This is a genomic window from Methanosarcina sp. 1.H.T.1A.1, from assembly GCF_000979295.1.
Taxonomy (GTDB): domain Archaea; phylum Halobacteriota; class Methanosarcinia; order Methanosarcinales; family Methanosarcinaceae; genus Methanosarcina.
On record NZ_JJQY01000149.1, the window covers coordinates 19,537 to 32,863 of the forward strand.

A 13,327-nucleotide genomic window follows, 5' to 3' on the forward strand; every position below is an offset into this window, starting at 1 on the left:
ATAAATAAAACCTTGGCAACTTTGTCAAGGTTAGGTATGTATAAAGGCGTTTGCCTCAATAGAAATAATTTATAAGTTTGTTCATGAAGGGGATAGCTCTGTTCCTTACTTCAGTTGCAGTATCTAGCCTGATTATATCATCATGGCAGCCTTTATTTCGATCAATCTTAAGTATCTCACCCAAACATTCTAATGTATCCATGATGTCAGAATCTAAAATATTCAGCAATTCTTCTTTGATCTTGATAGACAGTTTGTTTTGATTTGAGTTTTTTAAGTCTGATTTTATTCCTTTCCATTGACTACTAGTTGCAGACTTGTTTTCATTCAATATTTTCTTAAAAATAAACGGATTTTGTTTGTTTTTAACATATTTGTCTTTCAAATTTTTATTACGGATTTTTATTTTGTTTCTAATAGGTTTTGAAACGTTTTCCTCCATAATTATTTGGATAGCTTTGGAGTATTTCATAAGTACTCCAGAATAATCTAGATTATCAAGCTCTAAAAGTTCTTCTTCTGCGGATATTAAAGTAGATCTGACCCGTTCTTCATCTTCGGGCAATGATTCAATTTCAAGCTGTTCTTTTGACAACTCAGTAAACTGTTTTATCAAGCTCTGTGCTTCTTTGTATATTTCGGAATTTTCTTGCATTAATTCACTTGACTTATGCATCGAATCTATTGCTTTTGTATATTGAAATGAACGAGCATATGCAATAGATAATTTAAACCATAACTCTGGTTCTTTATCACTAATTTTAATAGCTTCTTCGTAGCATTTTATTGCATCTTTTGCATTAGACATAATCAAGTTTAAATGTGCTTTGAGATCTAGCAAATCTAAACGTTTATTTTCTTCTTTTTCTTCAGTTAATCCTTTGTCAATAAAGTATGACGCAATATCATCCATGAAATAATCTATGAGAACGTAACCTACCAAAAAATACGGCGAAACTCTTTTTTCGTACTTCTTTATTTCTACGATCAAATCTTCAAAAAATCCCTTCACAACATTTTTCTTTTTAAATTGTAGTGAAAGAATCAAGCATTCTTTTAATGAAGGCAATATATATTCATGAGTCTCAGATTTTATTGAATAGATAAACATTATATATTTTTTCAAATGTTCTCTACCTATTGCCATGAATCCTATTTCACGAGTCTCGATGCCGTCTGCAATAAAAGTAAATCCTCTTAACAATAATGCATCTTTATTTACTGCTTTTATTAGATCTTGAGATTCAATTCCTGCCAGACAGTTTTTTGCATTGATTAAATAGTCTATTCTTTTAGATTCGTCTTCATTTTTTATGTTCAGTAGGTATAAATAGAAATAGCAACGAGCAATATTGAAATTCAAATCATTTGATTCCAAAATTTCATTTGCTCTTTTGAAATAAGCGACGGCTTTAGCAAATTGAAAAGTACCAAATAGTTCATTGCCTTTTTCGATAAATTTCTCTGAAAAAGTGCGTTTATCCTGAAGAATGAGTTTTTCAAAAGCATTGTCATCTTTTTTAGAAGAAGAACATTCGACGTATACAGTATATTCTTTTAATCTGATGTCTATTTTTTCTGTAATTAGCTTTTTAATTTCATTGTCTTCTTTCTCTTCCAGTAAACTTTTGCATTTTAGTAAAGTGTTATATTCTTCTTTATTTTTGTAAACTCTGCGATATGTAGATGCTATATTGAAATATAAGTTAATTTTAACATCTGTTTCCAGTTTATCAGCAATTTCATAAAAATAAGATAAATATTCTTGAAATTTCTCTTCATTTCCTTTATGAAGATAACTTTCTGCGATATTTTTAGCTGATATGGCTTTAAAATACAGTATTTCTTTCAACTCCGATATATTGGGAACTTGATTATTTTTTGAATCAAAATTTGATCCATAAAAGGCTGTATGAATGTCTTTCAATTCATCTTCCGCTTCACAAATCATTCTGTATTTCTCAAGATGATTATGAATAGCCGAATCATAATCTCCAATCTCTCTACAGCAAAACGCCATATTAGAGAGATAAACACTTTTTTCACCCTCTGAAACTGATTGTTCACACAAAAACTCGTATAATTTTTTAGCTTCGAAATAGTAACTATAATCCATCATTAATTGAGCAATTTTTATTAATTCCACTTCTCCATGAAGACTGATAAATTTCTTAATATCAGAATCATTTAAAGTAAATTCATAGTAATGGTTTAGAATAGAAAGCTTTTGATGTTCGTCTTTACTTTCAAACCACATCACATAAGAGATATTTAGAGAATCTTGAACAAACTTTGCATATCTATCAATTGATTCTCTATTTATGTCTGGTTTGGTAGGATGCATTTGAAGTATGCTATGTACTAATCTTAAATCTGGTTCAGGAATATATTTCAAAAATGAGGAATCACGTATTTCTAAGTAAATATTAACAAAGCTCAGGTTTTCTGCTAAATACCTTACACCTATAGAGTTTAATAAATTATGACTTTGAATGAGTTTCTTTTGATAAATTTTATTTTTCTAAAATGGATCATAATCGCCTATGTACCCTGTTTCGACTTCATGGAGAAGTGATTCCACAGATGTTTTTTCATCCAAATTATTTTCAGATTCTGCTATTTGCAATCTCTTTTTCAAAAAAGCCAATTTGGTTTCTTTAAATCCAGATTCATTTTGACCAGTAGTTTCGAAATCATACACCAGTTTTTTGTCGAGTTCTATACTCTCTGATCCGGGTTCAAACCTATCTAAATTGAACAAAGAATCAAAACTATTTCCTATGTACTTTTTTTCAATATTATCTATGTAATTATTCAATTTAACAATTATTTCTTTATCATTTTCGATTTCTTTAATTAAATATTGTTCAAAGCCAGGATCTCTTTTCATTCTGTTAATGAAATGCAAATTCAAAGAGTATCTCTGGATCAATTCTTCTAATTTTGCTTTATCAGAGGTTTCTTCTTCAAGAGAACTTACATACTTTCTTATACTAGTTCTCCAGTCAATCTCATAAGTTTCCCACAAAAAATTGTCTATTAAATTAAGCCCAGCTTTCATAATTAACATACCATATCTCTTTCTATTGAATAAATATATTGTCAAAGTTCTTTGATTTATAGATTCAAAATATGCACATATTTGCTGACACAATATTGCATTAACCCCGAAGTATAGACATCATATTCTCAGTAGCTGTGTTGTTCATTTCAATTATATGCAATCTTAATCCACATTCGGCAGAGATTCTCATAGCCTCTTGTTTTTCAAATTCCAGCTCTTTGTGTATTAGTTCCTTGTCGATTATTCTCTTTTTTGATGTGTCCCTTACTCTGTAAGTATAGACCCTTTCCGGCGTAGAATCAAGCAGTATTATGTCTGTATAAAATCCGTAGTCCATGTGAGTGAAGATCAAATCTATATTCCCGGTCTTCAGATTGTATACTGTTAGATGGGAGTCTACCAACAAGTCTTTGCCATGTTGCTCCTGTATTTTCTGAAGTGTGTCCCTTACCCTCAGCCTGTAAACATATTTCTTATATTCAGGCAGGTATTCAAAATGAGAATATTCATCCCCCATCATTTCCTGAAGGATGCCTGAACCCGAAGTAAAGCACATATCAAGATCTCCTTTGTCGATTTCTCTCAGCAAGGTTGACTTCCCAACCCCCCTTACTCCTGTGAAGCAGATTTTTCTTAATGGAACCCCATTATCCACGATAGTCATAGTCCCCACCTCTTTCTATGTATTTATCTGCATCAACCAGCTCTGTAAGTTCCGTATACTTCAATACATCAAAAGAAATTGTTGAACGCTGATTGCCCTTGCTCAGGAGAATGTTTCCATCAGAGCCGATTATAAAATAGGATTCCAGCATTTCATTAGCAGATTCGAATGTGGGACTAGTTCCGTTGTTAAGCAGCAGTCCACCGTTTATGGCTCTGTAAGTGTTAAATTCCTCATCCGTTATTGTAAGATCCAGAGCATCATCATTTTGGCCTTTCATGGGCAATATCTGAAAGACCTTCAACCTATCTGGACACAGAGATAAGATGAATGGTTTCATGTCCTCCAAATAGTTAAGTTTGGTAACAGTAATATTTATCTTTAGTTTCATTCCATTCTTTCGAACAAGTTCACAAATTCTGCGGACATGATCCACATGGCCACCATCACCCCTTCCAAGCTTCTTTTCGATTTCTTCATTTGCAGAGTCTATAGATATACCAATCCAATCCACATAACTGCTCATTTCCTTGAGATTGTGCTCATTAAGCAACGAGGCATTTGTTACAATGCTCACAACGAAGCCCATATCCTTTGCTAATTTCAGGAGATAATTGAGGTTCCGATATAGTAGAGGCTCTCCGCCAGCAAAATTGATTTTCTCAATTCCTTTGGCCTTCAACGTCTCAAGTTTTTGTTTGGCTTTTTCCACATCCTTGAACTCCCCACTCATATTTTTGTAGAAACAGAACCTGCATTTATAATTGCAATTCATGGTCACGTGCCAGTTTACCGATCTAACTGTTGTGTTTGTCATTGAATGAAGGTCAGTTTTGAGAAATATAATAATTTTTTAGATTTTCCTATAACTTAATAGATACATTTATCAAATAATAAATTAATAATACACAAAAAAGGGGAATTCATATTGGCGAAAAAAGAAAGGATTCACATAATGAGCGCTGGTGCAAATGTTCATAACACTTTTCCCAGAGCAATCTATGATATTGCGCCTGCTGATGAGGTTTATGTCATTGGTGAAAAAAGAATATATGTAGATTCAGAGATTGAAAATATTCAAAAAAACAGAATCGCAATCAGAGAGTCAATTAATAAATTAAAAGAGATAGCGTTGCCTTTAATTGAAACAGAAGTACATAATATAATTATAGAAGCTGATACTCTTGATTATATTAGAGATGCAGTCTTTGATATATATAAAAATAAACCAAACGCTGATTACTATTTCAATGTGTCTAGCGGGACCACAGGTTTATCTATTGGACTATTTATGATGGCACTTTGGATTGAAGCTACTCCATACCATGTGGACATGGATAAAAAAGCAAAACTAATTTCAGTTCCAAAGGTGCATATAGAGGACTTTCAGTCAAATCCAAATCGGATAACCATACTTCAGATATTGGACAGACAAAAACCCTCTGAAGATGAAGAGAAAATAAAAAAGCTTTCAAGAATAAAACTCAAAGAAAAGCTCTCTAAAGAATACATCCCGATAAGAGACACAAAAAGAGCAGACAGGGAGTTAAAAGATGGGGTATTCAACTCCCTGACAAGGGATCTTCTCAGTTGGGGACTTATAACAGAAAGACACATCGAAGGCAGCAAGAAGGAAAAAGAATATATTTTGACTTCAGATGGGGAATTCACATTAAAGTTCACAACACTTAAAAGAAAATAGATTATGAAATTATTAAAATATATTCTCTGCAACTTATAATTATATCACAGTCTAAAGAACCTCTGTTGACTGTTCGAGTTTACGAAAACGATCACTTACTAAATTTATTCACTTAAAATAGAACAATTTTGTAAGTATTTTGAATACCATACATTTTACTTATTTTTTTGAAAGAATATTAAAAAATAAAAATTTTTATATATCTCTTTATGAAAATTAACAGTTGTGCATTATTCATGCAAAATAGCGTTGCGTTTTTTGACTTTTTATTTAAAAGAGATTATAATAAATGTATATTTTTAGTTAAGGCAACTCTCTAAAAGAACGGTTGTGCGTAATTTTAGCAAAACACCGTTGCGTTTTTTTGAGATCCCTATTACCCAAAAGGTTAGTGCGAGATGTACGATTCGAACCACAAACTCCTACAAGACCAGGCTCTGAACCCGGAGCCTTTGACTTGTCTGGGTAGTGCTTGCATCTTGACTTGCCTACTTCTTAACAATATTTTAATTTATGTTGATCTTAGTCGAAAAATATACATTTGTATAATAAATTTATTGACTATTATTTTTATTTCAATTTGTAGAATACCGAAAACAGTCCATAATTTAGTTCTAACTATAGATACTATTTTATACTGTTTTTGCGTATTTCTAATAATCGACTGCTAAACTAATTTGCTAACGCTTTTGATGTTCATGTAGAGCAAGTTGGACATCTGGGTGGACGAACATGCAGCTGCTGTAAACTCTGGAACTGTAGCCCTTCATATTGCACTTCTTGCACATAACATTGGAAAAGAAGCTGAAGTAATTACAAGTTCTTTCACATTTATTGCCACCGCAAACAGTATTCTTTACACAGAAAAATCTGGGGGCAAGAGTACATGGACAGAGAAAAGCTGATTAAACTATCGGGCCTGAATTTAGGCATTGCCGCCGCCAACATAATTACCTTTTCTCCAAGATTGATCGGACTAGTGTTGTTCGGGGCCAGTGCATTCGAAACAGCCCTTGGTTTCACATTCATCTTCTTAAGCGGCGCCGGGTTAATCTACGGCAATTATGAGCTTCTTACCGGACCGAAGAAAATAGTTCAAACCGATAGAATCTGGACGGTGGATGATTATATTGAAGCACTGAATATTCACAGGGGGCTCAAAACATTCGAAAAAACCGTTGACTTGCTGCTCGATCAGATTGAGCGGCTGCAGAAAAAGAATAAAACTATCCGGGATGTCCTTCTGCAGATCTTCAGTGCCTCAGAGATGAGCTACAAGAAATTTGATACGGTCATCGTCGAAGTGGAGAAGATATTCTTTATGAATATCCGCAGTATCCTCAATAAATTGGATGCATTCGATGAAAAAGACTACAATTCTGTTAGAAAGAACTACGAAGAAGGGGCCATTCCGCAGCAACTTTATGAAGAAAAGTTTAAAGTCGGTAATGAGTATATTAATTTTGTGAAAGCTGCCACTGAAGATAATGAGCAGATCTTGCTAAAGCTTGATAAGTTGTTGCTGGAGATCTCAGGCTTAAACAGCGTAGAGAGTGGCCAACTGGAGCAAATGGCCGGCATGATCGAGATAGACAATCTGATCAAACAGGCAAAATATTATAAGAATTGAATAGGGGCATCTTCATGCTGAACGAAAGCAACAATAAAGTAATTTTGAAGATAATCGGAGCAGCAGTTGTAGTATTTATCTTAGTTTATCTGGCGATTACTATAATCGGACCCGGTGAGGGATCACTGGATAGCGTCATTAAAGACATTAATGTGAATACAGTCCAGCATCCTATGGGCCATGTTGTCGTTTCCCCCGACCTGGATGGCTCCTTGACTGAAAACTTGCCTGAAATCTCCAAATACCAGCCGCAGGTTAATAACAGCACACCCACCTACATCGAAATATTTTCCTCAACGGAAAAAGCTGGCAGCGGTGCTGATGGCTGGCTGACAGAAGTGGCCAGAGACTTCAATAGCGCGGCAATAACAATTGATGGCAAACAGGTGTCGGTAAGGCTCAGAGGAATTCCCTCCGGGGAAGCCGCCGATTATATTACTTCCGGGAAGTATTTGCCGGATGCCTATACGCCGTCCAATGAGCTCTGGGGTGAGATGATCATTTCCAAAGGGGTTAAAGCCGAGTTAGTTCAAGAAAGACTTGCCGGCAATGTGGCCGGGATCCTGCTCACTAAATCCAAGAAAGACGAACTGGTAACCAAACACGAGGCAATCAATACCAAGACGATTACCGATGCTGTCGCGAACAAGGAACTGGCGATGGGCTACACCAATCCTTTTGCCAGTTCAACCGGGCTGAATTTCCTGATCTCAACTTTATACACCTTTGACAGCAGCAACTTATTGAGTGATAAAGCAAAAACAGGATTTGAGAGCTTCCAGGCCAATATTCCCGTGGTCGCCTATACTACTCTGCAAATGAGGGAATCTGCCAAATCAGGTGTTCTGGACGGTTTTGTCCTGGAATACCAGACCTATGTGAATACACCGGATATCGGGTACTACGAATTTACTCCCTTTGGGTTCAGACATGACAGCCCGATGTATGCGATCGGCGAACTATCGGCAGAGAAAAGGAAAATCCTGAACGAATTCGTTGAATTCTCCCAGCAGGAAAAGTACCAGACCCTGGCTACAGAGTATGGTTTTAATGGCTTTAATGAATACCAGTCCGAAACCGGACCCGTCAGTGGCGATGTGATCATCCAGGCCCAAAAACTCTGGAAAGAAAAGAAAAAACCTATTTGCGCAGTATTTGTGGCTGATGTCTCCGGCAGCATGATGGGCGATCCGCTGAACAATTTGAAAGATTCATTGCTCAAAGGTCAATACTACATCGGCGAGGACAATATGGTTGGCCTGGTATCATATTCCAGCGATGTTAATATCGATCTGCCTATTGCCAGATTCGATCTGAACCAGAGAGCCTCGTTTGTAGGAGCGGTTAATGATTTGCAGGCTGTCGGCGGCACGGCAACCTTCGATGGGATTGCTGTCGCCATGAAGATGATCCAGGACCAGCGGGCCGTAGATCCCAATCTGAGACCGGTTATCTTCGTTCTCAGTGACGGCGAGACCAATGAAGGCCATTCGCTGAACGACGTTGAAGACATCGTGGAGGATCTTGGAATTCCCATATACACAATTGGCTATAATGCGAATCTTCCGGCCCTGCAGGCTATCTCCAGCATCAATGAGGCTGCCAGCATTAACGCCGATACCGATGACGTTGTTTATAAGCTGGGCAATCTGTTCAATGCTGAAATGTAAATACAGGAGGGTCTAAGATGGCTTTTACTATGGAAGTTCCCGATGAAGCGGCGATCAAGATTGAAGTAGATGAGCAAGTCAAACCGGTATCGGAGGAAGTAGCCCAGCTTCAGGCTGCAGCAGAGAGAAATGTTGCGGAAATTCTGACCCTGGATATCGATGAATTTGCCAAAAAGAAGTATATTCTCCAGTCGATCGAGTCTTTTGGGGCCGCCTCGATGAAAAGCTCGGCAGATAAAAATTCTTTGCTGCAGGTGACAGTCGGGAATCTGTCCAGAGACGGCGATGAAGGCGGTGTTGTGGCAAAAGGGTTAATGGCTTTGAACCGGGAATTAAAAGACCTGGACCCCAGCCTGATTGATTTTACCAGGACCGGCATCTTAGGCAAGCTGTTCAACCCGATCAGGGACTATTTTGACAGATACCAGAAAGCAGATTCGGTGATTGCGGATATCATTGTCTCCCTGGACAAAGGGAAAACAATTCTGAAAAACGATAATACTACTCTGGAGATCGAACAGCAGGTATTGCGCAATTTGACTAAAAAGCTGATGAAAGAGGTCCAGCTCGGTACCCTGATGGACGAATTGATTGAAACGCAGATCGAAGCGGCCAGAGCCAGGAACGAAGATCCGGAAAACGTTAAATTTGTCACTGAAGAAGTCCTATTTCCGCTGCGGCAGAGGATTATGGATATGCAGCAGATGATCGTTGTCAATCAGCAGGGCGTAATGGCGACAGAGCTTGTGATCAGAAATAATAAGGAACTGATGCGCGGGGTAGAAAGAGCCAAAAATGTGACTATTTCCGCTTTGAAGACCTCAGTGATGGTTGCCGGCGCCCTCTATAACCAGAAGATTGTCCTGAAGAAGATCCAAATGCTAAATGAGACCACGAATAGTATCATCAGCAGCACCTCGCAAATGCTGAAGGAACAGGGGGCGGAAATCCAGGAACAATCAATGGAAACCAATATCTCTGTCGAGACGCTGAAGACTGCCTTTGCCGATGTCATGGAAGCGCTGGATTCCATCAGCACCTATAAGCAGGAAGCTCTGCCCAAAATGCGGGATACTATCAATCAGTTCAAGGAATTGGCCGCCAAAAGCGAAGAACAGATTAAGCAGCTGGAGAAGGGCCATAAACTGGAGCTGTAACTGAAGAGAGCCGATGCCTGCAGGCTGCTCAGGCCGAAACCGGAACCCGCTCAACACCTATTTTGAAACGTACCTCAACTCCAGCCTTTTTCAGGTAGAATTGCTGTAAAGGTTTCAGGTACTGCGGGTAAGCAGCACCTGTTTGAGCGTGTTTCCGGTACTTTATTTCTCTTTGCGGGGGAGGGGATTTTCAGACCCCTGAAATCTCGTAGAACTTTTCCATGTCAATGTTTTGCTCAAATACACTTGCGAGTTCGTCATAAGCGTCTTTTTCGCTTACGATCTCTTCAGGCGTGTACTCAAGCCCCTTTTTCTCGCAGAGATATTGAACAAGGGCATTTCTGATGTTCCCGTTATCAAAGAGGCCGTGAAGATATGTGCCGATCACCAGGCCTTCTTCATCAATGGCTCCGTCGTCTCCGAAAACGGTGCGGGCTGAATCCGTAACTCCCATGTGGATCTCGTAACCTTTTATCTCTTCGCCGTCAATGGGGTTCAGGATAGGGCCGTGGCCGTTAACTTTCTTTGTTACCTGGACTGTTCTCTTTTCATAGGCTCCGAATCTGGTCCCTATATCCAGGAGGCCGAGGCCTTCAAACTCGGCTTCGACTCCGTTTTCCACTCCTGAGTCAAAGATGGTCCTGCCAAGCATCTGGTAACCGCCGCAGATCCCGAAGATTGGGATTTTTCCTTTGAAGGCCTGGATTTTTTTGTCCATGCCGCTTGCCCTGAGGTCGAGAAGGTCATTGACCGTGTTCTTCGTGCCGGGGATCATGATCGCATCAGGGTTTCCGAGTTCTTCGTCAATGTCTACGTAACGGACTTTTACAAGTCCCTCAAGGGGTTCGAAGTCCGTAAAATTAGAGATCCTGGGCAGGCGGATAACTGCGATTTCAATTTCGTTTTCTGTCTTTGAACCTTCTTTATCCCCGAGTGAGACCGAATCTTCTGAGGGGATGCGGAGCTTGAAATGGGGAAGGACTCCGAGCACCGGGATTCCGGTTTTTTCCTCAAGCTGCTTAAGTCCGGGCCTCAGGATTTCAGGGTCTCCCCTGAACTTATTGATAATTAACCCTTTAACGTTCTTCTTTACATCTTCGGGCAGAAGGGCAACCGTGCCGTAAAGGCTTGCAAACACGCCTCCCCTTTCAATATCCCCTACAAGGATTATGGGAGCCTGAGTGAGCCTGGCAGTACCTATATTTACGATATCCCTTTCATAGAGATTGATCTCTGCAGCCCCTCCGGCTCCTTCCATAACAATGATGTCGTGTTCTTTCCAGAGCCTTTCGAGAGCCCCTTTAAGGACTGCATGCATCTCCTCAATGGAATCGTAATACTCGCCTGCACTCTTGTCAGCATAGGGTTCGCCCAGCAGGATTACCTGGGAAACACGGTCCCCTTTTGGCTTCAGGAGGACAGGGTTCATGTCCGCAGTGGGTTCGACACCTGCGGCTTTTGCCTGGATTGCCTGTGCAATCCCGATTTCCTTTCCGTCTTTTGTGATCCAGGAATTCAGGCTCATGTTCTGGGCCTTGAAGGGGGCAACCCTGTAGCTTCTGGACAGGATCCTGCATATGGCAGTCACAACTGAACTTTTACCAACATGAGATGCGGTTCCCAGGATTAAGAGGCTTTTCTTCTCCATTTTTACCATACCTTCTGGTCGAACACGTGTTTTTTATATAATTCAGGTGGAACTAAAAATATCATTAAAACCGACAGTGAGATTTTTGTTCTCAGGGTAATAAATCAAGTAAACTTGCTTAGATTTAATAATTGTCTTCTTATACTTCAACTAAAGAATAAATACTTTCGGATTCGCTGCAGGTTTTGTTTATTTAGTTCAAAAAATTATTTATTTCTCAAATTTTTTATCTGCTCAACCATCTTTCCTTTAATCTTTATTTTGTGACCCCTATTAACCGGTTGATTATCCCTAAATTTCTGGCTCCTGGTTTTTTTCTCTGTTATTTCAGGCTTCTGATTTATTCTCTGTTATTTCAGGCTTCTGATTTTTTCTCTGTTATTTCAGGCTTCTGTTTTTCTCTGTTTCTACTTGCGGGCTGGAGAGAATAATATGTTAATCCATATGTTTATCCGGCTGCATTTCGTTTAAATAAGATCAGAACAATCTTTTTGTTATTGAATCGGGGAAAAAAGACCATGAAAGCCGTGCTTTTCTTACTTGTTTTATTTCTTATTTCGGTCCTCCCGGCCTCTGCAGCAGATGCCTCTCAGGTCGATGGAACAGGTTCAGCCCGCATAGCCGAACTCTACAGCGACCTCGAGTCCTTTGATGTAACACTCTACTCAAGCCAGCCGGAGGAGAACCTGACTCTTGAGGTCTCTCTGCTCAGGCCGGAAAGGGGGAATGAAGAGGTCATTGCTGAACAGGCATTTTCAACTGGCATTTTTCCTGCGAATACGATGGTCGTGAAAGTTGGCTTCTGGGAGATCAGGAATGCCGAACGCGGGGCTTACACCCTAAAGGCAAGGCTTCTGGAACAGGGGAAGGTGCTTTCAGAATCGGAATCTAGTTTTGTTTACGGCAGCAACTCCGCTTCCAGACTTCAGGTCGATGACCTTGTCCCCAACTCCGAAGGGATCACTGTTGCGCTTTCCCCCAACCAGGCTTCACTTTTTGATCTCGAATACATGCTTATAGATGGGCACGATGTCATTTACAGTACAAAAACTGAAAAGGCATCCCTGACAAGTTTCCCGGAAGCTTTTTCCGCATCCTGGGGTACCCTCCTCGAAAACAATAAAGAATATACGGGAAGGGTGAAGGTCCGGGTCTATTCCCCCAGTAGAGGTTTTATTGCATCAACAGAGAATTTCACTGCCAGAGACGATGCAGAGATTACTGATATCTATCAAGATGAGACCGGAGCAAGTGCAACTGTTTTAGGGCGTTCCCAGGTGCCTTTTGAAGGAAGCCTGGTTTTTTCCGTATATGAACTGCAGGGAACCTCAGGATCTGGCAGTTCCGTGTTTGTTGAATCCGTCCGGGAAAGAGTCCCCGTACTGCTGAATGGTGATGATGAGACCGTTGAGGTTGCCTGGAAAGAAAGGCTCACGGAAGGGGTCTACAGGCTTGAGATCGAACTTTTCGGCAACAATGGAGATGTTATCGAACGCAGGGAAACCATTATTGAGTCCGATCTTTCCCCCTCAAATGCAAGTGAGGTAAGCCCCGGCACAGGGAACGAAACCCCGGGAGAAAACGGTGGAAACGGCATCCCTGGTTTTTCGGTTGCTGCCGGAGTTGCAGGGCTTGCCATGATTTTTGCCCTTTTCAAAAAGCTGCATTAAAACCCGTTTGTGTAAAAGCACAGATGTACCACAGATGTACCACAGATGTACCAATCAGGAAAAAATCCTGAACAACATCCGAATAAAGCTCAAAACAGCTAAAAAAGCTCAAAACAGCTAAA

At 39.6% G+C, this 13,327-nt stretch carries 11 protein-coding genes; 6 read left to right on the forward strand and 5 right to left on the reverse strand.

The window, feature by feature from the left end:
• Positions 1-55: 55 nt before the first annotated feature.
• The 4 genes from EO95_RS15365 to EO95_RS15380 form a co-directional block, all read right to left on the reverse strand.
• Entirely contained in the window at positions 56-2,344 is a 2,289-nt protein-coding gene (locus EO95_RS15365; protein ID WP_048136156.1) for a hypothetical protein, read from the reverse strand.
• 177 nt (positions 2,345-2,521) lie between these two features.
• On the reverse strand, positions 2,522-3,061 hold the full coding sequence (locus EO95_RS15370) for a hypothetical protein (RefSeq protein ID WP_156164081.1): 540 nt from the start codon (positions 3,059-3,061) through the stop codon (positions 2,522-2,524).
• Positions 3,062-3,161: 100 nt separating this feature from the next.
• Complete coding sequence (locus tag EO95_RS15375) at positions 3,162-3,728, reverse strand: AAA family ATPase (RefSeq protein ID WP_048136160.1); 567 nt, start codon at positions 3,726-3,728, stop codon at positions 3,162-3,164.
• The gene (locus EO95_RS15380; RefSeq protein WP_048136163.1) at positions 3,712-4,545 is read right to left on the reverse strand and encodes a viperin family antiviral radical SAM protein; all 834 of its coding nucleotides are present in this window, start codon (positions 4,543-4,545) and stop codon (positions 3,712-3,714) included. Before EO95_RS15380 ends, EO95_RS15375 begins: the two co-directional genes overlap by 17 nt.
• Positions 4,546-4,656: 111 nt before the next feature.
• Between EO95_RS15380 and EO95_RS15385 the strand changes: the two genes are divergently transcribed.
• The 5 genes from EO95_RS15385 to EO95_RS15405 all read left to right on the forward strand — a co-directional run bounded on the left by EO95_RS15385 (position 4,657) and on the right by EO95_RS15405 (position 9,887).
• The gene (locus EO95_RS15385) at positions 4,657-5,430 is read left to right on the forward strand and encodes a DUF6293 family protein (protein WP_048136165.1); all 774 of its coding nucleotides are present in this window, start codon (positions 4,657-4,659) and stop codon (positions 5,428-5,430) included.
• Between the two features lie 710 nt (positions 5,431-6,140).
• Positions 6,141-6,335: a DegT/DnrJ/EryC1/StrS family aminotransferase gene (locus EO95_RS15390; RefSeq protein ID WP_048136168.1), complete on the forward strand. Its 195-nt coding sequence runs from the start codon at positions 6,141-6,143 to the stop codon at positions 6,333-6,335.
• Positions 6,317-7,060: a hypothetical protein gene (locus tag EO95_RS15395; protein WP_048136169.1), complete on the forward strand. Its 744-nt coding sequence runs from the start codon at positions 6,317-6,319 to the stop codon at positions 7,058-7,060. Before EO95_RS15390 ends, EO95_RS15395 begins: the two co-directional genes overlap by 19 nt.
• 14 nt (positions 7,061-7,074) lie before the next feature.
• Positions 7,075-8,730, forward strand: a complete 1,656-nt coding sequence (locus EO95_RS15400) for a VWA domain-containing protein (protein ID WP_048136172.1) — start codon at positions 7,075-7,077, stop codon at positions 8,728-8,730.
• Positions 8,731-8,747: 17 nt separating this feature from the next.
• The gene (locus EO95_RS15405; RefSeq protein ID WP_048136173.1) at positions 8,748-9,887 is read left to right on the forward strand and encodes a toxic anion resistance protein; all 1,140 of its coding nucleotides are present in this window, start codon (positions 8,748-8,750) and stop codon (positions 9,885-9,887) included.
• Positions 9,888-10,077: 190 nt separating this feature from the next.
• Here EO95_RS15405 and EO95_RS15410 read toward each other — a convergent pair whose 3' ends face one another.
• On the reverse strand, positions 10,078-11,535 hold the full coding sequence (locus EO95_RS15410) for a cobyric acid synthase (RefSeq protein ID WP_048136211.1): 1,458 nt from the start codon (positions 11,533-11,535) through the stop codon (positions 10,078-10,080).
• A gap of 518 nt (positions 11,536-12,053) precedes the next feature.
• Here EO95_RS15410 and EO95_RS15415 point away from each other — a divergent pair.
• A complete protein-coding gene (locus EO95_RS15415) occupies positions 12,054-13,205 on the forward strand; it encodes a hypothetical protein (protein WP_048136175.1) in 1,152 nt (383 codons plus the stop codon).
• Positions 13,206-13,327 lie beyond the last annotated feature (122 nt).

Excerpts from the sequence above, each read along its gene's own strand:
- EO95_RS15365 (WP_048136156.1), bottom strand. The coding sequence starts at position 2,344 with ATGCATCCTACCAAACCAGACATAAATAGAGAATCAATTGATAGATAT.
- EO95_RS15370 (WP_156164081.1), bottom strand. The coding sequence starts at position 3,061 with ATGAAAGCTGGGCTTAATTTAATAGACAATTTTTTGTGGGAAACTTAT.
- EO95_RS15375 (WP_048136160.1), bottom strand. The coding sequence starts at position 3,728 with ATGACTATCGTGGATAATGGGGTTCCATTAAGAAAAATCTGCTTCACA.
- EO95_RS15380 (WP_048136163.1), bottom strand. The coding sequence starts at position 4,545 with ATGACAAACACAACAGTTAGATCGGTAAACTGGCACGTGACCATGAAT.
- EO95_RS15395 (WP_048136169.1), top strand. The coding sequence starts at position 6,317 with ATGGACAGAGAAAAGCTGATTAAACTATCGGGCCTGAATTTAGGCATT.
- EO95_RS15400 (WP_048136172.1), top strand. The coding sequence starts at position 7,075 with ATGCTGAACGAAAGCAACAATAAAGTAATTTTGAAGATAATCGGAGCA.
- EO95_RS15405 (WP_048136173.1), top strand. The coding sequence starts at position 8,748 with ATGGCTTTTACTATGGAAGTTCCCGATGAAGCGGCGATCAAGATTGAA.
- EO95_RS15410 (WP_048136211.1), bottom strand. The coding sequence starts at position 11,535 with ATGGAGAAGAAAAGCCTCTTAATCCTGGGAACCGCATCTCATGTTGGT.
- EO95_RS15415 (WP_048136175.1), top strand. The coding sequence starts at position 12,054 with ATGAAAGCCGTGCTTTTCTTACTTGTTTTATTTCTTATTTCGGTCCTC.